Annotated in this window: 28 protein-coding genes; 25 read left to right on the top strand and 3 right to left on the bottom strand. The window is 38.7% G+C overall.

The features are described 5' to 3' along the window. Positions 1-29 precede the first annotated feature (29 nt). The 19 genes from rplR to rpsI all read left to right on the top strand — a co-directional run bounded on the left by rplR (position 30) and on the right by rpsI (position 12,257). On the top strand, positions 30-392 hold the full coding sequence (gene rplR / locus H0173_RS08355; protein WP_221845903.1) for a 50S ribosomal protein L18: 363 nt from the start codon (positions 30-32) through the stop codon (positions 390-392). Positions 393-416: 24 nt separating this feature from the next. After that, positions 417-917, top strand: coding sequence for a 30S ribosomal protein S5 (gene rpsE / locus H0173_RS08360; RefSeq protein WP_057776552.1), 501 nt, complete (start codon positions 417-419; stop codon positions 915-917). A 13-nt stretch (positions 918-930) separates the two neighbouring features. Further along, positions 931-1,113, top strand: coding sequence for a 50S ribosomal protein L30 (rpmD, locus tag H0173_RS08365; protein WP_221845904.1), 183 nt, complete (start codon positions 931-933; stop codon positions 1,111-1,113). Between the two features lie 34 nt (positions 1,114-1,147). Beyond that, positions 1,148-1,588 (top strand): 50S ribosomal protein L15, encoded by a 441-nt coding sequence (gene rplO / locus H0173_RS08370; protein WP_221845905.1) that lies wholly within the window; start codon positions 1,148-1,150, stop codon positions 1,586-1,588. Then, positions 1,588-2,883: a preprotein translocase subunit SecY gene (gene secY, locus H0173_RS08375; RefSeq protein ID WP_221845906.1), complete on the top strand. Its 1,296-nt coding sequence runs from the start codon at positions 1,588-1,590 to the stop codon at positions 2,881-2,883. The genes rplO and secY overlap by 1 nt, the downstream gene beginning before the upstream one ends. A 60-nt stretch (positions 2,884-2,943) precedes the next feature. Then, on the top strand, positions 2,944-3,594 hold the full coding sequence (locus H0173_RS08380; RefSeq protein WP_221845907.1) for an adenylate kinase: 651 nt from the start codon (positions 2,944-2,946) through the stop codon (positions 3,592-3,594). Then, positions 3,594-4,340 carry a type I methionyl aminopeptidase gene (gene map, locus H0173_RS08385; protein ID WP_221845908.1) on the top strand — a complete coding sequence of 249 codons (747 nt, stop codon included), beginning with the start codon at positions 3,594-3,596 and terminating at the stop codon, positions 4,338-4,340. Before H0173_RS08380 ends, map begins: the two co-directional genes overlap by 1 nt. Positions 4,341-4,651: 311 nt before the next feature. Continuing rightward, positions 4,652-4,870, top strand: a complete 219-nt coding sequence (gene infA / locus H0173_RS08390) for a translation initiation factor IF-1 (RefSeq protein ID WP_009336604.1) — start codon at positions 4,652-4,654, stop codon at positions 4,868-4,870. Between the two features lie 35 nt (positions 4,871-4,905). Continuing rightward, positions 4,906-5,019 (top strand): 50S ribosomal protein L36, encoded by a 114-nt coding sequence (rpmJ, locus tag H0173_RS08395; RefSeq protein WP_000868344.1) that lies wholly within the window; start codon positions 4,906-4,908, stop codon positions 5,017-5,019. Between the two features lie 21 nt (positions 5,020-5,040). Next, entirely contained in the window at positions 5,041-5,406 is a 366-nt protein-coding gene (gene rpsM, locus H0173_RS08400) for a 30S ribosomal protein S13 (protein ID WP_221845909.1), read from the top strand. A gap of 21 nt (positions 5,407-5,427) precedes the next feature. Continuing rightward, on the top strand, positions 5,428-5,817 hold the full coding sequence (gene rpsK, locus H0173_RS08405; protein ID WP_151537137.1) for a 30S ribosomal protein S11: 390 nt from the start codon (positions 5,428-5,430) through the stop codon (positions 5,815-5,817). A 171-nt stretch (positions 5,818-5,988) separates the two neighbouring features. Further along, positions 5,989-6,933, top strand: coding sequence for a DNA-directed RNA polymerase subunit alpha (locus H0173_RS08410; protein ID WP_221845910.1), 945 nt, complete (start codon positions 5,989-5,991; stop codon positions 6,931-6,933). 76 nt (positions 6,934-7,009) lie between these two features. Beyond that, entirely contained in the window at positions 7,010-7,372 is a 363-nt protein-coding gene (gene rplQ / locus H0173_RS08415) for a 50S ribosomal protein L17 (RefSeq protein WP_221845911.1), read from the top strand. 553 nt (positions 7,373-7,925) lie between these two features. Next, on the top strand, positions 7,926-8,768 hold the full coding sequence (locus H0173_RS08420) for an energy-coupling factor ABC transporter ATP-binding protein (protein WP_221845912.1): 843 nt from the start codon (positions 7,926-7,928) through the stop codon (positions 8,766-8,768). Continuing rightward, positions 8,744-9,613: an energy-coupling factor ABC transporter ATP-binding protein gene (locus H0173_RS08425; RefSeq protein WP_221845913.1), complete on the top strand. Its 870-nt coding sequence runs from the start codon at positions 8,744-8,746 to the stop codon at positions 9,611-9,613. The genes H0173_RS08420 and H0173_RS08425 overlap by 25 nt, the downstream gene beginning before the upstream one ends. Beyond that, a complete protein-coding gene (locus H0173_RS08430; RefSeq protein WP_221845914.1) occupies positions 9,610-10,407 on the top strand; it encodes an energy-coupling factor transporter transmembrane component T family protein in 798 nt (265 codons plus the stop codon). The genes H0173_RS08425 and H0173_RS08430 overlap by 4 nt, the downstream gene beginning before the upstream one ends. A gap of 12 nt (positions 10,408-10,419) precedes the next feature. Further along, positions 10,420-11,157, top strand: a complete 738-nt coding sequence (gene truA, locus H0173_RS08435) for a tRNA pseudouridine(38-40) synthase TruA (RefSeq protein WP_221845915.1) — start codon at positions 10,420-10,422, stop codon at positions 11,155-11,157. Between the two features lie 248 nt (positions 11,158-11,405). Next, positions 11,406-11,843: a 50S ribosomal protein L13 gene (gene rplM, locus H0173_RS08440; RefSeq protein ID WP_221845916.1), complete on the top strand. Its 438-nt coding sequence runs from the start codon at positions 11,406-11,408 to the stop codon at positions 11,841-11,843. Between the two features lie 21 nt (positions 11,844-11,864). After that, positions 11,865-12,257, top strand: a complete 393-nt coding sequence (rpsI, locus tag H0173_RS08445; RefSeq protein ID WP_221845917.1) for a 30S ribosomal protein S9 — start codon at positions 11,865-11,867, stop codon at positions 12,255-12,257. A gap of 613 nt (positions 12,258-12,870) precedes the next feature. Here rpsI and H0173_RS08450 read toward each other — a convergent pair. Beyond that, positions 12,871-13,779: a nuclease-related domain-containing protein gene (locus H0173_RS08450; RefSeq protein ID WP_221845918.1), complete on the bottom strand. Its 909-nt coding sequence runs from the start codon at positions 13,777-13,779 to the stop codon at positions 12,871-12,873. Between the two features lie 127 nt (positions 13,780-13,906). Between H0173_RS08450 and H0173_RS08455 the strand changes: the two genes are divergently transcribed. From H0173_RS08455 to H0173_RS08470, 4 genes are all read left to right on the top strand, one after another. Further along, complete coding sequence (locus H0173_RS08455; protein ID WP_221845919.1) at positions 13,907-14,110, top strand: hypothetical protein; 204 nt, start codon at positions 13,907-13,909, stop codon at positions 14,108-14,110. A gap of 109 nt (positions 14,111-14,219) precedes the next feature. Continuing rightward, entirely contained in the window at positions 14,220-14,663 is a 444-nt protein-coding gene (locus tag H0173_RS08460; RefSeq protein ID WP_221845920.1) for a YbaK family protein, read from the top strand. Positions 14,664-14,737: 74 nt separating this feature from the next. Further along, complete coding sequence (gene cwlD / locus H0173_RS08465; RefSeq protein WP_221845921.1) at positions 14,738-15,457, top strand: N-acetylmuramoyl-L-alanine amidase CwlD; 720 nt, start codon at positions 14,738-14,740, stop codon at positions 15,455-15,457. Positions 15,458-15,625: 168 nt separating this feature from the next. Further along, the gene (locus tag H0173_RS08470) at positions 15,626-16,681 is read left to right on the top strand and encodes an Mrp/NBP35 family ATP-binding protein (protein WP_221845922.1); all 1,056 of its coding nucleotides are present in this window, start codon (positions 15,626-15,628) and stop codon (positions 16,679-16,681) included. A 74-nt stretch (positions 16,682-16,755) separates the two neighbouring features. Here H0173_RS08470 and gerD read toward each other — a convergent pair whose 3' ends face one another. Then, the gene (gene gerD, locus H0173_RS08475) at positions 16,756-17,382 is read right to left on the bottom strand and encodes a spore germination lipoprotein GerD (protein ID WP_221845923.1); all 627 of its coding nucleotides are present in this window, start codon (positions 17,380-17,382) and stop codon (positions 16,756-16,758) included. Positions 17,383-17,534: 152 nt separating this feature from the next. Between gerD and H0173_RS08480 the strand changes: the two genes are divergently transcribed. Next, positions 17,535-18,173: a KinB-signaling pathway activation protein gene (locus H0173_RS08480; protein ID WP_221845924.1), complete on the top strand. Its 639-nt coding sequence runs from the start codon at positions 17,535-17,537 to the stop codon at positions 18,171-18,173. Positions 18,174-18,181: 8 nt separating this feature from the next. Here H0173_RS08480 and pdaB read toward each other — a convergent pair whose 3' ends face one another. Further along, positions 18,182-18,934 (bottom strand): polysaccharide deacetylase family sporulation protein PdaB, encoded by a 753-nt coding sequence (pdaB, locus tag H0173_RS08485; RefSeq protein WP_221845925.1) that lies wholly within the window; start codon positions 18,932-18,934, stop codon positions 18,182-18,184. 139 nt (positions 18,935-19,073) lie between these two features. Between pdaB and H0173_RS08490 the strand changes: the two genes are divergently transcribed. Continuing rightward, positions 19,074-19,304, top strand: coding sequence for a hypothetical protein (locus H0173_RS08490; protein ID WP_221845926.1), 231 nt, complete (start codon positions 19,074-19,076; stop codon positions 19,302-19,304). Positions 19,305-19,482 lie beyond the last annotated feature (178 nt).

Genomic DNA, 19,482 nt, shown 5'->3' on the forward strand with positions numbered 1-19,482 from the left:
CGCATAGGTAAACGAAAGGAGTGACTGAAATGATTACGAAGGCTGACAAAAATGCAGTTCGTAAGAAAAGACATGGCCGTGTACGTGCTAAGCTTTCTGGAACTCAAGCTCGTCCTCGTTTAAACGTGTTCCGCTCTAATAAGCATATTTATGCTCAATTAGTTGACGATGTAAAAGGAGTTACTATTGCAAGTGCTTCTACATTAGATAAAGAAATTAATCTAGAATCTACAAGCAACGTTGATGCAGCAATTAAGGTCGGAGAATTAGTTGCAAAGCGTGCGACTGAAAAAGGAATCAAAGCTGTCGTATTTGACCGTGGAGGTTACCTCTATCATGGCCGCGTTAAAGCATTAGCTGATGCTGCTCGCGAAAACGGACTAGAATTTTAATAGACAAAGGAGGGACACAAAAAGATGCGTCGTATTGATCCAAACAAACTTGAACTTGAAGAGCGCGTAGTTACAGTCAATCGTGTAGCGAAAGTTGTTAAAGGTGGACGTCGTTTTCGTTTCTCTGCTCTTGTAGTAGTAGGTGACAAAAACGGTCATGTTGGCTTTGGTACTGGTAAAGCACAAGAAGTTCCAGAAGCAATTCGCAAAGCGATTGAAGATGCTAAGAAAAACTTAATCGAAGTACCAATGGTTGGAACAACGATTCCTCACCAAGTAATTGGTAACTTTGGTGCAGGGGAAGTATTACTAAAACCTGCATATGAAGGTACTGGAGTTATCGCTGGTGGACCAGTTCGTGCGGTACTAGAATTAGCTGGTGTTGGCGATATCCTTTCTAAATCTTTAGGAACTAACACACCAATTAACATGGTTCGAGCTACTTTGAACGGTTTAACACAATTAAAACGTGCTGAGGACGTAGCTAAATTACGTGGTAAATCAGTAGAAGAACTGTTAGGATAAGGAGGGAAATCAAATGGCGAATAAACTAGAAATTACCCTCACTCGCAGCGTGATTGGCCGCCCTGGGGACCAACGCGAAACAGTTAAAGCTCTTGGCTTACGTAAAATGCACCAAACAGTTGAGCATCAAGATAATCCTGCTATTCGCGGAATGATCAATAAAGTTGCTCACCTTGTTACGGTAAAAGAAAAATAATATCCACTCTTCTACAAAATAAGGAGGTGCCAACATGAAACTTCATGAATTAAAGCCTGCAGAAGGTTCACGCGGGGAACGTAAACGCAAAGGACGCGGTATCGGATCTGGTAACGGTAAAACTGCTGGTAAAGGTCATAAAGGTCAAAATGCTCGTTCTGGCGGCGGTGTACGCCCTGGATTCGAGGGTGGTCAAACACCTTTATTCCGTCGTTTACCAAAGCGTGGTTTCACAAACATTAACCGCAAAGAATATGCGGTAGTGAACCTTGATGCTCTAAATCGTTTTGAAGAAGGAACAGAAGTAACTCCTGAACTTCTTATCGAAACTGGTGTAGTAAGCAATGAAAAAGCAGGAATCAAAATTCTTGCAAATGGCAAAGTTGAGAAAAAGCTTACTGTTAAAGCTCATAAATTCTCCTCTGCTGCAAAGGAAGCGATTGAAGCTGCCGGCGGTCAAACTGAGGTGATTTAATGTTTCAGACAATCTCCAATTTTATGCGCGTGGGTGATATAAGAAGAAAAATCATATTCACCCTTTTAATGCTGATTGTATTCCGTATTGGAACATTTATACCTGTTCCAGGCGTGAATGCAGATCTTTTAAAAGCTCAGGATGAATTTAATGTATTTGGTCTTTTAAATACATTTGGGGGCGGAGCACTACGTAATTTCTCCATACTTGCAATGGGAATCATGCCGTATATCACGGCATCCATTATCATTCAGTTACTTCAAATGGACGTTGTTCCAAAGTTTACTGAGTGGTCTAAGCAAGGGGAAGTAGGACGCCGTAAGTTAGCTCAGTTTACCCGCTATTTTACAATCGTGCTTGGTTTCATCCAAGCTTTCGGTATGTCATACGGATTTAACAATATGGCAAACGGGCAGCTTATCAAAAATCCAGGGATCGGAAGTTATCTTCTGATTGCAACTGTTTTAACGGCTGGTACTGCATTTTTAATGTGGTTAGGTGAGCAAATTACTTCTAAAGGTGTTGGGAATGGAATCTCAATTATCATCTTTGCTGGTATCGTAGCCGGTATTCCGTCAACGATTAACCAAATCTACGCTCAGCAGTTCGAGAATCCAGGCGAACAGCTATTCCTTAATATCGTTAAAGTAGTATTAATTCTTGTTGCAATTATTGCTATCGTTGTAGGTACTATTTTTATTCAGCAGGCTTTAAGGAAAATTCCGATTCAGTATGCGAAAAGAATGGTAGCAGGCAAAAGCCCTGTTGGGGGTCAATCCTCACACCTACCTTTAAAAGTAAACGCAGCTGGTGTTATTCCAGTTATCTTTGCAGTTTCTTTTATCGTTACTCCTAGAACGATTGCTTCGTTCTTTCAGCAAAGCGATGTAACACTCTGGATCCAAAGAGTATTTGATTACTCACATCCAATCGGTATGGTGGTTTACGCTACACTGATTATTGCTTTTACGTATTTTTACGCTTTCATTCAAGTGAATCCTGAACAGGTTTCTGATAACTTGAAGAAGCAAGGCGGATATATTCCTGGTATTCGTCCAGGTAAAAATACTCAAGAGTATTTGACTCGTGTTCTTTATCGTTTAACATTCGTTGGTGCTCTATTCCTGACAGCTATTGCGATCTTGCCGGTTATATTTATTAATGTGGCTGGACTGCCGCAATCAGCTCAGATCGGAGGAACAAGCTTACTAATTGTTATTGGTGTTGCACTAGAAACAATGAAACAGCTTGAGGCTCAGCTTGTTAAACGTCACTATAAAGGTTTTATTAAATAATTTGGTTTTTAGGGAACCATGAAGGTCCCTAAAAGCCAATCAGACTTAGGGGGATTTCACATGAACCTAGTATTAATGGGGCTCCCTGGTGCCGGTAAAGGTACACAAGCAGAAAAGATTGTCGCTAAATACGGCATCCCTCATATCTCTACTGGAGATATGTTCCGTGCAGCCATTAAGGATGAAACGGAACTTGGCCTTCAGGCAAAATCTTTTATGGACAAAGGCGAACTTGTTCCTGATGAAGTAACAATCGGTATTGTTCGTGAAAGATTATCCAAGGGTGACTGCCAAAAAGGCTTCCTGCTAGACGGGTTTCCTCGTACTGTTGCCCAAGCAGAAGCTTTAGAAAACATCCTTGCCGGGCTAAATAAACAAATCAATTATGTAATTAATATTGATGTTGATAATAGCATTCTTATGGAACGCCTTACTGGCCGTCGTATCTGTAAGGATTGCGGTGCAACTTATCATCTTGTTTTCAATCCTCCTGCAAAAGAGGGAGTATGCGATCGCTGCAACGGAGAGCTGTATCAGCGTGCTGATGATAATGAGGCAACTGTAAAGAATCGCTTAGATGTTAATATTAAGCAAACAAAACCATTGCTCGATTTTTATGAAACTAAAGGCTATTTACGCAATATTGATGGACAGCAGGAAATAGATAAAGTATTTCTTGATGTAAATCAATTACTCGAGGGATTGCAATAATGATCATTTGCAAAACACCGCGTGAAATTGAAATCATGCGTCAAGCTGGAAAAATCGTAGCACTAACTCATGAAGAACTGAAGAAACATATTGCTCCTGGCATTACAACTTTAGAGTTGGACGAAATTGCGGAAAAGTTTATTAAAAAACATGATGCAATTCCATCATTTAAAGGTTATAATGGCTTTCGCGGCAGCATTTGTGCTTCAGTTAACAATGAGCTTGTCCATGGCATTCCTAGTAATCGGGTATTAAAGAATGGCGATATTATAAGCGTTGATATCGGTGCTAAATATAACGGTTATCATGGTGATTCTGCTTGGACGTATCCTGTTGGTTCCATTGATAAGGAAACTCAAGTTCTCCTTGATATAACAGAGGAATCACTGTACAAGGGCCTAATGGAAGCAAAACCAGGTGTGCGTCTATCGAACATCTCACATGCAATTCAAACGTATGCGGAGTCATTTGGTTTTTCCATTGTACGCGAGTATGTGGGTCATGGAATCGGGCAAGACTTACATGAGGATCCGCAAATTCCTCATTATGGTCCCCCAGACAAAGGCCCGCTGTTAAAGCCGGGTATGGTTCTTTGTATTGAACCAATGGTGAATGCAGGAAGCCGATATGTGAAAACGTTAGAAGATAATTGGACAGTTGTAACTGTTGACGGAAAAATGTGTGCCCACTTTGAGCATACAATTGCCATCACAGAAACAGGATATGAGATTTTAACAAAGCTTTAATTTGCTTTTTTCTCACTGTTGATACGATCTGTTCTACTTTTATGTCAAACAGTATTGGTTCTATGCGGACTTGATGCTTTCAATGTGATATAATAATAAGGTTGTTGTATGGCCGTTTTATTTTTTTGTCTTATGGCAATTCCTGATCATTTGGCTTAAGAGTAAACCAGACTGCATCTGTAAATCACTGACAATGCATCCCAGAAGTTCAGGAAGATTACAAGAATCCGGTTGTGTTGCTATGGAAACACTTTGCTTTTAGGAAGTAAAATAATGAATTCGTATATGAAATGAAAAGGGGGACACGTTCGATGGCGAAAGACGATGTAATTGAAATAGAAGGTACTGTTGTTGACACGTTGCCAAATGCCATGTTTAAAGTAGAATTAGAGAATGGTCATACTGTACTGGCTCATGTTTCTGGCAAAATCCGCATGCACTTTATTCGTATTCTGCCTGGAGATAAAGTAACAGTTGAACTTTCTCCATATGACTTAACTCGCGGAAGAATCACTTATCGTTTTAAATAACCATTGCACTCCGTACTACTAAGGAGGTTAGGATAATGAAAGTAAGACCATCTGTTAAACCAATCTGCGAAAAGTGTAAAGTTATCCGCAGACGTGGAAAAGTTATGGTTATCTGTGAAAACCCTAAACATAAACAAAAACAAGGTTAATAACAAGGAGGTGCGCAAAGAATGGCACGTATTGCTGGTGTAGATATTCCACGTGAAAAACGTGTAGTTATCTCTTTAACTTACATCTATGGAATCGGTAAAGAAACTGCTAAGAAAGTTCTAGCAGAAGCTGGTGTTTCAGAAGATACTCGTGTTCGTGATTTAACTGAAGACGAATTAAATAAAATCCGTGAAGTAATCGACAAATTAAAAGTTGAAGGTGACCTTCGTCGTGAAATTTCACTTAACATCAAACGTTTAATGGAAATCGGTTGCTACCGCGGTCTTCGTCACCGTCGTGGTTTACCTGTTCGTGGTCAAAATACTAAGAATAATGCTCGTACACGCAAAGGTCCTCGTAAGACTGTAGCGAACAAGAAGAAATAATCAGTAAAGGAGGTACTTTAAATGGCACGTAAAACTAATACACGCAAACGCCGTGTGAAAAAGAATATTGAACAAGGTGTTGCACACATCCGTTCTACTTTCAATAACACAATCGTAACTATTACTGACGCTCATGGTAACGCACTTTCTTGGTCAAGCGCTGGTGCTTTAGGATTCAAAGGATCTCGTAAATCTACTCCTTTCGCAGCTCAAATGGCCGCTGAAACTGCAGCGAAGTCTTCTATGGAGCATGGAATGAAAACTCTGGAAGTAACAGTTAAAGGACCAGGTGCTGGCCGTGAAGCTGCAATCCGTGCACTTCAAGCTGCTGGTTTAGAAGTTACTGCAATTAGAGACGTAACTCCAGTTCCTCATAATGGATGCCGTCCGCCAAAACGTCGCCGTGTATAATTTTTCTGTATAAAATCTGTATCCTTGTCTATAATGGGATATGATGGAAAATTTTCTTGCTTTTATACAGAATTTTATTCAAGTTGTTGTGCGCAAAACGGGAACGTATACATGGGGAATTTCGGTTATTTTTAACCGGGGTTTCGACGTTTTGAAGGAGGGTGTATTTTCATGATCGAAATAGAAAAACCAAAAATCGAAACGGTTGAGATCAGCGATGATGCCAAGTACGGGAAGTTCGTTGTAGAGCCACTTGAGCGTGGATATGGTACAACTTTGGGTAACTCCTTACGTCGTATCCTTTTATCCTCACTTCCTGGTGCCGCAGTTACATCAATCCAAATTGATGGGGTACTTCATGAGTTCTCAACAATTGAAGGCGTCGTAGAAGATGTAACATCTATCATTTTGAACATCAAAAAGCTTGCACTAAAAATCTACTCTGATGAAGAGAAGACGCTTGAAATTGATGTACAGGGCGAAGGTGTAGTTAAGGCTGCTGATATTACTCATGATAGTGATGTTGAAATTCTAAATCCAGATCTTCACATTGCTACATTAGGAACAAATGGTCATCTGCGTATGCGTTTAACTGCTAAACGCGGCCGTGGTTATACTCCAGCTGTCCAAAATAAAAGAGAAGATCAGCCAATTGGTGTGATTCCAATTGATTCTATCTATACACCAGTTTCACGAGTTTCTTTCCAAGTAGAAAATACACGCGTAGGCCAAATGACTAACTATGATAAGTTAACATTGGACGTATGGACTGATGGTAGCACTGGTCCACAAGATGCTGTAGCACTTGGTGCAAAGGTTTTAACTGAGCATTTAAATATCTTTGTTGGTTTAACTGATGAAGCACAAAATGCTGAGATCATGGTTGAAAAAGAAGAAGACCAAAAAGAGAAAGTACTTGAGATGACAATTGAAGAACTAGATTTATCTGTTCGTTCATACAACTGTTTAAAACGTGCTGGAATCAATACCGTTCAAGAACTAGCTAACAAAACGGAAGAAGATATGATGAAGGTTCGTAACTTAGGCAGAAAGTCTCTTGAGGAAGTTAAACACAAATTAGAGGAGCTTGGATTAGGCCTTCGAAAAGATGACTGATAAGCATCCGCTTATTGTGGCATTAATTGTGGCTAACTAAAGCTTATGATGACTTCAACAAAGGAGGGAAACTTTCATGGGATACAGAAAGTTAGGACGTACTAGCTCTCAACGTAAAGCTATGCTACGTGACTTAGCAACAGACTTAATCATCAACGAGCGTATTGAAACAACTGAAGCTCGTGCGAAAGAACTTCGTTCAGTTGTTGAGAAATTGATTACGCTTGGAAAGCGTGGCGACTTACATGCTCGTCGTCAAGCAGCAGCATACGTACGCAATGAGGTAGCTAACGCTGAAACGAATCAAGATGCTGTACAAAAATTATTCAGCGATATCGCTTCTCGCTTTGAAGAGCGTCAAGGTGGATATACTCGTATTATGAAGCTTGGACCTCGTCGTGGAGACGGTGCACCAATGGTAATCATCGAGTTAGTATAATCTTTTAACAGAAAAGGGCGAGAGACAGTTTATTCAGAAACTTTTTTCTTGCCCTTTTTCTATAAATTATTCGTTTGCCTAATTGTGGCAAATTTAAAAAGTGAGCGTTACGATGAGCATATAGGAGTAATACATTTACTTTTGGAATTGGCCATATAGTGTTGTTTTTGCACTATAGTATGACTCGTCTAGCTCTTGCACCTTTCCGTCTTTTCTATTTTGCGTATAACAGGTGGAGCCTGTTTTGTTCGGGAAGGTGCAGGCTTTTTTAATTTAAGGTTTAAAATGACAACTGTGTATGGGCTTGAATAGGGAGGCAGTTTTGGCATTTTATACAGCTCAGATAACGGATTTTCTGGAGATTTTCGTAATGAAAAGGTAATTTCTTAATTTATTTGTTATCAGCAATAATATATCAACTGTCATACTATTGAAGCTCGCCAATTGTGGCGGCTTTTTTCATAGTTAAATGTTTTTTACTGCAATATGTTGTTGAATGTTTGCCAGTCCAGTTTAGAATAGAGAGTAGAGAGAGATGAGAGGAGGAACAACCATGAGCAAGAAAGCGCTAGTCCAACTAAAAAATGTCTCTTTTCAATATGATATTCAAGCTGCATATGCTCTTCAAGATGTGTCTTTTGAGATCTACGAAGGGGAATGGCTTGCGATTGTAGGACATAATGGTTCTGGTAAATCCACGTTAGCTAAGCTATTGAATGGTTTACATTATGCGCAGGCGGGTTCCATTACTGTTAAGGATATCCCATTAACAGAGGAAACTGTGTGGGATACACGAAAAGTAGTTGGCATGGTTTTTCAAAACCCGGACAATCAGTTTGTTGGAACAACTGTCCAGGATGATGTGGCTTTTGGTTTAGAAAACAATGGAATTGCTAGAGACGACATGATAGAACGAGTTCATAGTTCCTTGGAAAAGGTGAAAATGGCGCAATTTCTCGATCAAGAGCCGCACCATCTATCAGGTGGCCAAAAGCAAAGGGTGGCTATTGCAGGAGTAATTGCTCTTAGACCATCCATTATTATTTTGGATGAAGCAACATCTATGCTCGATCCAAGAGGCCGGGAAGAGGTTCTAGAAACCGTAAGAGAGTTGAAAGAAACACATAATATGACCGTTATTTCCATTACGCATGATTTAGAGGAAGCTGCAAAGGCTGATCGAATTATTGTAATGAATAAAGGCAAGCTGTATCGCGAGGGGACACCAGCTGAAATATTTCAAATGGATGAAGAGCTGGTGAAGCTTGGTTTGGATATTCCATTTCCTGTAAAGATGAGCAAACTACTAAAGGAACAAGGCATTTCCATATCAAGACATTTTTTATCTGAAGAAGAGTTGGTGACAGAGTTATGGACATCTCACTGCAAAAAGTAGAATATCGCTATCAGGTAAATACCCCATTTGAACATCTAGCTATAAAGGATGTTTCCATTGATATCCCCTCTGGGACATTCTTAGCTATTATCGGTCATACAGGCTCTGGTAAATCAACGGTTTTGCAACACTTAAATGCGCTATTAAAGCCTACAGCTGGGAAGGTCATCCTTGGTGATAAAGAAATTACTTCAGATAAGAAGCAAAAGAATTTGAAGGAAGTACGGCAAAAGGTCGGTATTGTTTTTCAATTTCCAGAGCACCAATTATTTGAGGAAACGGTTGAGAAGGATATTTGCTTTGGACCGATGAATTTCGGTGTTTCCGAGGAAGAAGCAAAACGAAGGGCTAGAGTGGCTATAAGGCAAGTGGGCCTTTCTGAAGAGATATTAGAGAAATCTCCGTTTGATTTATCAGGTGGTCAAATGCGCAGGGTAGCAATTGCAGGTGTTCTTGCGATGGAACCAGATGTTATAGTACTGGACGAGCCGACAGCAGGTTTGGACCCAAGAGGCCGTAAGGAAATCATGGAGATGTTCAATAAGCTGCATCAGGAAAGAAAACTATCAACGATTCTAGTAACTCATAGTATGGAAGATGCTTCTAGATATGCAGATCAAATTGTCATAATGCATAAGGGAGAAGTCTACAAAAAAGGAACCCCTAAGGAAATTTTCTCATCACCAGAAGGGTTAATTGATTTAGGTTTAGACGTACCGGAAGTTGTTCGTTTTCAGCAAAAAGTTGAAAAAGCATTTCAAATCAAGTTTCCGGAAACCTGTTTAACAGTTGAAAAGCTAACCGAGGAAATTGCAGCTTTCGTAAAGAGAGGTGACCAAAAATGATGGAAAAAATGATTTTTGGGCGCTATGTACCTGCGCAGTCTGTCATACACCGTATGGATCCTCGTTCAAAGCTTATTGTTATATTTTTGTTTGTTTGTATAGTGTTTATTGCAAACAATGCTTTCACTTATGGGGCTTTATTAGTTTATACCCTTTTTATGGTGTCCATGTCTAAGGTTCCATTACGGTTTATTCTTGCAGGCTTAAAGCCTGTATTGTGGCTTGTTCTCTTTACACTGCTCCTGCATTTGTTTTTAACAAAAGATGGAGAGATTTTGTTTAAAGCAGGCTGGTTTACGATTTATGAAGAAGGATTAAAGCAGGGGTTATTTATTTCTATGCGTTTTTTCCTATTAATCTTAATGACATCGATTTTGACGTTAACAACAACACCAATTGAAATTACAGATGGGCTTGAGACCCTTCTTCATCCTCTTAATAAGGTGAAGTTTCCTGTACATGAGCTTGCTCTCATGATGTCCATCTCTTTAAGATTTATTCCAACCTTAATGCAAGAGACAGATAAAATTATGAAAGCTCAAACAGCAAGAGGAGTAGATTTTTCTGGAGGGCCGATTAAAGACAGGGTGAAAGCGATTATTCCACTCCTCATCCCACTATTTGTCAGCTCATTTAAAAGGGCAGAGGAGCTAGCTACTGCCATGGAGGCAAGGGGATACCGCGGCGGTGAAGGAAGAACGAAATACAGGCAGCTTAACTGGAGCCTCAGGGATACAACTATGATTATCCTGTTAGGTTTATTAACGGTTGTATTATTCTTATTAAGGACATAATGGAGCTTAATGATGAAAAGATATAAGTGTATAGTAGCCTATGACGGAACTAAATTTTCTGGTTATCAAGTTCAGCCTCAAAAAAGGACCATACAAAGTGAAATTGAGGATGCTTTAAAAAAGCTTCATAAAGGGAAGGAAGTAAAGGTGAGCGCCTCTGGCAGGACAGATGCAGGGGTCCATGCCAAAGGACAGGTTATTCATTTTGATTCTGAACTGAATATTCCGTTGCCAAAGTGGGATATTGCCCTTAACTCTCTCTTGCCTGATGATATTGTTATATTAGGTACGGAAGAGGCCAATAGCACCTTTCATGCTCGCTTTGATGCAACAGGAAAGGAATATCGGTACTTTTTGAAGCTTTCTTCTCAAAGAGATCCTTTTACACGAGATTATGCCTATCAGTATCCCTATCCTTTGAATCTCGAATCTATGAAGGCAGCAGCAGCCTTTTTAATAGGGACTTATGATTTTACAAGTTTCTGCTCGGCAAAGACCGAGGTGGAGGATAAGGTTCGTGAATTAAAGGAGATAGAACTGATTGAAGAGGATGAATCGTTAGTTTTCCGCTTTGTTGGAAATGGCTTTCTATACAATATGGTAAGAATATTGGTTGGTACTCTTCTCGAAGTCGGAGCGGGAAATCTGGAGCCGTACTCCATGACTGAAATCTTGGAAAAGAAAGACCGGTCCTTTGCAGGAAAAACTGCTCCAGCACATGGACTTTATTTATGGAGAGTATTTTACTAGGAAATTTTATTATAATTTTTTTGAAATTCCTGTAAGAACCACGCGGTGGCGTTGTAAAGCCGTTTTGCTTATTAAAAAACGCCCAAAACAACTAAACCTGGTGTAACATTTTATTGACAATAGTCGTTCAAAAGTGTATTATAGCAAAGGTATTGTTATTAAAACCACGATAAGCCCCGGAACTTATTGTGTCTAAGATAAATGAAACCAATGAAATTATGATGATGGAATTTTTAGGAGGGAAAATGATGCGTACAACGTTTATGGCGAATGCAAACAATATCGAGCGTAAATGGTACGTGGTTGATGCAGAAGGCAAAACTCTAGGTCGTCTTGCTAGTGAAGTTGCGTCAATCCTACGTGGTAAACATAAACCAACTTACACACCACATGTTGATACTGGTGATCATGTAATTATTATTAATGCAGCTAAGATCGAATTAACTGGTAATAAATTAAATGACAAAATTTACTACCGTCACACAAATCACCCAGGTGGTTTAAAACAAAGAACTGCTAACGAAATGCGTACGAACTATCCTGAGAGAATGTTAGAGCTTGCTATTAAAGGCATGCTTCCAAAGAACACTCTTGGTCGTCAAATGTTCAAAAAATTACACGTATATGCTGGCGCTGAACATAAGCAGCAAGCACAACAACCTGAAGTTTACGAACTTCGTGGATAATTTTTAGGGGAGGTTATTAACTTGGCACAGGTTCAATATATTGGCACTGGTCGTCGTAAGAGCTCCGTTGCACGAGTTCGTTTAGTACCAGGCGATGGCAAAATCATTATCAATGGTCGTGAAATTGAAGACTATATCCCATTTGCAGCTTTACGTGAAGTTGTAAAGCAACCACTAGTAGCTACTGAAACTCTTGGCGGCTACGATGTGCTTGTAAACGTAAATGGTGGAGGTTACACTGGTCAAGCTGGCGCTATCCGCCACGGTATCGCTCGTGCGTTACTTCAAGCTGATCCAGAATACCGTCCAACACTAAAAGCTGCTGGACTATTAACTCGTGACGCTCGTATGAAAGAACGTAAAAAATACGGTCTTAAAGGCGCTCGTCGTGCACCACAGTTCTCAAAACGTTAATTTTTGGCGTTTCAAAGCCCTCAACCGATTTGGTTGGGGGTTTTTTGTATTTATTTTGGCTGAAATTCGCGCTTTTGCAAGTCAGAGAGAATAGTTACGAAAACAGACAGTAGTTGCATTTCGATATGAAAATGGAGATCGTGGTAAAAGAGGGGAGGTCATATTGCCCAATCAAGGCGAAAAAAGGTATACCCGGTAAGAGAGAGACTGTCTTATTGCCCGATCAAGGCGAAAAAAGGTATACATGGTAAAAGAGAGTCGGTCTCATTGCCCGATCAAGCTGAAAAAAGGTATACCCGGTAAGAGAGAGACTGTCTCATTGCCCGATCAAGGAAAAAAAAGGTATACCCGGTAAGAGAGAGACTGTCTCATTGCCCGATCAAGCTGAAAAAAGGTATACATGGTAAAAGAGGGGCGGTCATTTTGCCCGATCAAGCTGAAAAAAGGTATACCCGGTAAGAGAGAGGCAGTCTCATTGCCCGACCAAGCTGGAAAAGGAATCTCCTGGTTAAAAAGAAGTAATCTCATGGCCTATTCAAGGGAAAATAGGATAATTACGGTCAATAGTGCAGTACAGGCCATTTACTTTTGAAAGATCAGTACTAACTTCTGTTTATACAAAATATCTATGCTTTTTAGCCCCTATTGACTCTAAGTTTTGCAATAGAATTCTTCTAATCGTCTTCTGGGACTTAACTATTTTGCACCAATCATGTACATAGTTAGTAGTGATTTTATTATTGGGAAAAAGGCATTTTAATTCTTCGACATTCCTCAAAACCCCGAAGTCGATATCCTCTGCGTAACCACAAGAATTGCATACTATCTTCTTTTCATTGCAAATCGTTTCAAAAGAAAGACAAGCTATACAAGTAATTCCCTTTTGCAGTTGGCTATAATCGTATGATGGCAAACGGGTAAAAGGAGATTTGGATAGATGTATTTCCATTAACAGATCTGCTAACTCTCTGTGCTGAGGATTTAGTTTGGAAGGGGTATCATTCAACTTTTTAATAAAACGATTAAGCTGTGTTGGTAAGATTATAGAAGCAATTACGGGGGCTTGATATAAGGTGAATTCAGGATTTACAAATGTAACATACCCTTCAATTGGTAAGTATATTCCATTGTTTTTGAGGAGTGAGGCGAGTAATGTTTTGCTGCGCTTTAGCTGATCAAGTGGATTTGTTATTTCATGATTGGATAACAACGTGCGAAATTCGTCGGAACTATAATGATAATCTCCTTCATAATTTTTAATTTCAATAGGGAAGATGGTTTTCTGTGAAATGATTAAGGTATCAATTTGGAATATTGAGCGGTTATACTCGAGGCATAAATCATTAATAATGTAAATATCACTTTGGATTTTTTCTGTTAATTGATCGAATATTAATTCGCCTTGATAACCTTTTTCAAGGTTAGAATAGTGTCTTTTATCTTTTTCGGACAACTCCATTCGATTGTTTAATGATCTCATAATAACCAATTCGTTTGATATCGAACGAGGTTTCAAATTCATATTTTGCCTCATCTCCTAAAAATACTTTTAACACTTGTGATAATTTTTGGTTGCTTCCCTATAAACAATACATAATTAATCAGTTTTAAAATGAGAATGAAATTAGCAATTGGTTTTTAAGGGGAGGGTGCTTGTAGTAATTGAATACATTTCTTACGGGTTTGTTATCAATGGCATGCATTTTATTGGAGGCTTGTTTTCAGCTAACTTTACGTTCCATATTACAATCAAAGAAAATTACTTGCAATCATCATGTATATTAATAGTGGTAAATGGACATCTGAAAGGTGCTTTAGCAGCTGTTTTGTCGAATCAGAAGATAAATGATTGACGTAAAAGTGCCTTGAAACTAAGACCAAAAAATTGGCAATCAAAAGCACTGTCCTCTTTGTATGTCCCTCGTTTTATAGTTAAAGACTATCTATAAGAGGTGAGACATCATGAATATAATTACAACCTTTACAGAAAAGAAAAGAGAAAAGCAAATAAAATATGAAAAATCTGTTTTACGCGAGATTTCGATAAAAGCTTTAAAAGAAAAGGTTCAGCAGTATTTTGGGGCGTCACGTTTTGTGAGCGGGTTGCTGATGAATAATGGCATAGAAGAAGCGTGTTATGATGTAGCGATTGAAGCCTATTTATTAGGGGCTCACTTTAGTCGGTTTGGATATTTTGGAGAAAGTGTTAAGGAAGTTAGATATCGATGCAGGCATGAAGAGCGGCATTTAGTTGATACTTTATACCACTTTTTACTCTACTGGGGACAAGGGGAAGAAGGAGCAGCCAGTGAAGCCCTTTATTATTTATGTGAGGAATACGTATTATTTTGGTGGATGGAAGGTTTTGATAAGGGGGAAAGAAGATATAAATTGAGACTTCACTAGGTGAATTCTGAGTTCTATTACTCCAACTCGTCCCATATATTGAAATGAGGACGAGCGGGAGGATTGACTATTTAATGAGAAATAGACTAAAAACCGGTGGATTTATTATTGGCCTTATCATTCTGTTCTTTATTTTACAATATGACTTTACTGATAATGATTCTTGGGAATCGTGGAATTTGCCGCTGACAGGAAAGATTATCTTATTGGATCCTGGTCATGGAGGGCCGGATGGAGGTGCCGGTGACGATGCAGTGCTAGAGAAGGACATTGCGCTCGCTGTTTCATTAAAAGTTCGAGATCTTCTTCAACAGCAAGGGGCTCTTGTCTTAATGACAAGAGAGGATGATCGGGATTTGGCTCCAGAAGGAACGAGGGGCTATAGCAGGAGGAAAGTGGAGGATTTGAAACAAAGACTGGAAATGATTAATAACTCGGGGGCGGAGTTCTTTATCAGTATTCATTTGAATTCAATCCCTTCCCCAAGATGGAGCGGGGCGCAGACCTTCTATACTACAAGAAAAAATGATAATGGCCGAGCGGCTAAGTTTATCCAAGACGAACTGCGGCGAAACCTTGAGAATACTACAAGAAGAGCAAAAGAGTTAAACAATGTATATATATTAAAACATGCGAATATACCAGGCTCGCTAGTAGAGATTGGTTTTTTATCAAATCCTGCTGAAAAAGCGAACTTAAAGAATGAGCAATATCAGAATAAGGTGGCTGCATCTATTTATATGGGGATTTTACGCCACTTTTCAGATGAAAAAGAGTTAATTGAGGAGGATTAAAAGATGCTTTAGGGCATCTTTATTTGTTTAAAATACCTCGCCTCATAATGGGTAAATTAGAGGTAGTGTAATGGTTTAATACAATACAGGTGTGATACAATTACATAGTAGGCAATTAATCATATGTTATAATTTAAAGTAAACGAATAAAAAGAGGCGGTGCTTAATTTGTTAACCGAACAAAATATAAGAGAAGTCTTAAGTGGATTACAGGAGCCATTTTTACATAGACCATTAGGAGAATTAAACGCGATTGAAGAAATAAAAATTAAGGAAGAGAAAAATCATGTCAGTGTAAAACTGCTGATTGCGAAAACTGGTACTGCTGAACAGCTTCAGCTTCAAACTCAAGTGGTGAACCTTTTAAAGGAGGCGGGAGCGGCTACAGTAGGAATTCGCTTTAGTGAGCTGCCTGAGGAAATATTATCTCAATATCGTCAAGCCGAGGCAGAGGATGATAAAGGATTATTTTCACCTAATAACAAAACAGCCTTTATTGCTATTGCAAGCGGTAAAGGGGGAGTGGGGAAATCAACTGTATCTGTAAACCTAGCTGTTTCTTTAGCACGCTTAGGTAAAAAAGTCGGCTTAATTGATGCAGATATTTATGGATTTAGTGTTCCGGATATGATGGGAATTACAACTCGCCCTGTCGTAAGAGGAGAAAAAATAATCCCGGTTGACCGTTTTGGTGTAAAAGTAATATCAATGGGATTTTTCGTTGAAGATAATGCGCCAATCATTTGGAGAGGTCCAATGTTAGGGAAAATGCTAAATAGCTTCTTTAATGAAGTGGAGTGGGGAGATATCGACTATCTATTATTAGATCTTCCTCCTGGTACAGGAGATGTGGCGTTAGATGTTCATACGATGCTACCATCTTGTAAAGAAATTGTTGTCACTACACCGCACCCAACAGCTGCTTTTGTTGCTGCACGTGCTGGGGCGATGGCAATCAAAACTGAACATGAAATATTAGGTGTTATTGAAAATATGTCCTATTTTGAAAGTAAACTTACTGGAGAAAAGGAATATGTTTTTGGAAAAGGCGGAGGTCAAAAGCTTGCTGAAGAGCTTAGAACGAGTGTGCTAGGCCAATTGCCATTAGAACAGCCTAATTGGAATGAAGATGATTTTGCTCCATCTGTATATGATGCAGATCATAAACTAGGAAAGATTTATGGAGAAATCGCACAAAAAGTTGTAAAAACAATAGAAGAATAATAAAAAGAAAAAACCTCTTCCCAGATGGGAAGGGGTTTTCTTTTGCAGAAGAGCGATCATCGACATATAATTCATTAACTGCCTCCTCCGCCACCGCCGCCTGCGCCTCCACCAGCTCCACCTTTGCTGGTCTCTCCTTTTCCTTGTTCGCCACTTTTTACGTCTTCAGCTGCTTTTAAAAGGATATCTTGGATTTTGGCTTTAAATAAAGGGCTTTCGAAGGTATCCTTGACGACGGATTGTAAATGTTCACGATACTCTTTACTTTTTAAGACTATGGTTACGGCTTTTTCTAGTTCAGGGTCCTGAAGAATCTCAATCATCATACCGCGATATTCAGGATCCTTCATTAAATCCTTTAATAATTTTTCATTTTCTTTTTTCATGCTTTTTGCAATACTCTCAGCAAATTTAGGATCCTCAAATGATTTTTTCCAGAATTCTGTGCCCTTATCAGAAATTAAAGTTTTCTCAATTGTATCAGAAACCACTTTTTGATCCATTATTAGATGTTGTTTTATTTTTTCATCTTCCATTAATTCTTTTATTGCCTTTTTTCCATCATCTGTTTTTAGAATGTCGACGACCATCTTTTTGGTTTGCTCGTAATCCATCTGATTGCCGCCAGTTTCACCTTGAGCACAGCCTGTTATGAGTAGGATCATCAGGGATGGCAGGAGCAAACTGAATTTTTTAAACATATTTTGAAGCTCCTTTCAGAATAGGTATCCTATTTTTAGAATGAAGAAAAAGGTCAAATATTATTCGCTGCAAAATACAATATCTAGATTTTTCAAAGTTTGGTTGGTACAATCATAGAGGTGATTAATTTTTACTTTGGAGGAAAAATAAATTGACAAGCCGTAACTGGGTAAAGCTGTTTATATCCACACTTCTGGTAGGGGGATTAACTACTGGTATTGTTGGTTTTATTGTTCGTTGGAAAGAGTTTGAATCCATTTTTGTTCCGTTTGATTTTCTAGAAGTATTATCTGTATTATTATGGTTAATAGGGGTAGGATTAATTTTTAGTATTTTAAGTCAGATGGGCTTTTTTGCATATTTAACGATTCACCGATTTGGATTAGGAATTTTTAAATCGCGATCCTTATGGAATGGAGTTCAAGTAGTTCTTATTCTATTCGTTTTATTTGATTTAGTTTATATTCGCTATAATGCTTTTGCAAATGCAGGCGAGAGTTTGGTGCCTTATATTGGCCTTGCTGTACTTATATTGGTAGTGGCATTGTTAGTTGCCGCCTTAAAGGTTAAAGCTACAAATAAAGAGGCTTTTATTCCTGCTGTTTTTTTCATGGTGGTGGTTACCACTATAGAATGGGTGCCAGTTTTGCGGGTAAACGAACAAAGTTGGGTTTACCTAATGATTTTCCCATTATTAATATGCAACGCTTATCAGTTACTTATACTTCACAAACTAAATGAAAAGTCGCAACAACAAAGACTAAATACTGCAAAGAAGCCGTCCAGATAATGGGCGGCTTAATTTATTTCTTTTGTCTTCGTATGGGCATTGGCAATCATCTCGGAAACGGTAACGAGCTTCAGCCCTTTTTTATGAATGACCTTCACTACTTGCGGCAAGGCTTTTGCTGTCTGTTTAGCTGAATCAGAGGCATGAAGAAGAACGATGTCACCTTTTTTGGCCTTTGCGACATTATTTGAAATTTCCTCTACTCCTGGATTCGTCCAGTCCTTTGAATCAATACTCCAATGAACGACAGAATAGCCGAGCCGTTCAGCAATTTTTAAGGTCCTTTGGTCAAAATGACCGGTTGGAGCCCGAACGAGCTTAATATCTTTAACGTTTAATTTTTTAAAAACTACTTGGGCCTTTGCTAAGTCTTGTCTAATTTTCGCATCTTCAAGCTCAGTATAATCCTCATAATTGTAGCCTAAAATGCCAATCTCATAGCCTTCTTTAACAATTCGAGCCACTAGATCTGGATGACGTTCTGCCCATGAACCAGAAAGAAAAAATGTGGCAGATTTAACGTTTTCCTTTTTCAAAATATCGAGAATAGGCTCAGCTTTTTCATCGCCCCATCCGATGTTGAATGTCAGAGCTAAATCCTTTTCACCTTTGTATACAGCTTTTGGTCCGTCCTTTGATGAGAAAGCTGGTATATGTACGATGTTCCCCACGTATAAGAACCATGCTGCAAAGAAAGCTGCTACCAAGATTAACGCCATTTTTTTTATTGATGTCCCGTTTAATATAAAAAAGAAATTCATTTTTCCTTTCACCTCGTCCAATGCACTCCTTGTCTCAATTTTATGCAAAGGATTTTAATAAATGAGTATAAAAACAAATTCATAAAATTTTTTTATTTGGAAAACACTACAAAAACAAAAATAGAACGGAGTTGTAAATATGTTAGGACTTTTAATTAATGGAAGAGAACAAAAGGAAATGCAATATTTAATAAAAAGAGAAATGGATGAAATTCTTTTTGATTTAAATGATGAGCGGATTGATCATATTGTAAAAATGGCGATGGAAGAGAGATATAAATTATTATTTTCTCTATTTAAAAGGGTCGCTTCACCTGAAGAGTGTTTATTGTATACACGCAATAGTAAATGGAAAGAACAAAAAGGATAAAAAAGTTTCTAAAATTCGTTGACAAATATTTTTGAAGTTGATATATTAATAAACGTCGCTGCTGATGAGTTGGTAATGACTTTTAAAAAAAGTGTTGACACTCTAAGCGTGAGATGATATATTGAAAAAGTCGCTTATAGGCGACGAGATAGTTCTTTGAAAACTGAACGAACAAAAA

It is taken from the genome of Bacillus sp. S/N-304-OC-R1, assembly GCF_019749375.1.
GTDB lineage: Bacteria > Bacillota > Bacilli > Bacillales > Cytobacillaceae > Cytobacillus.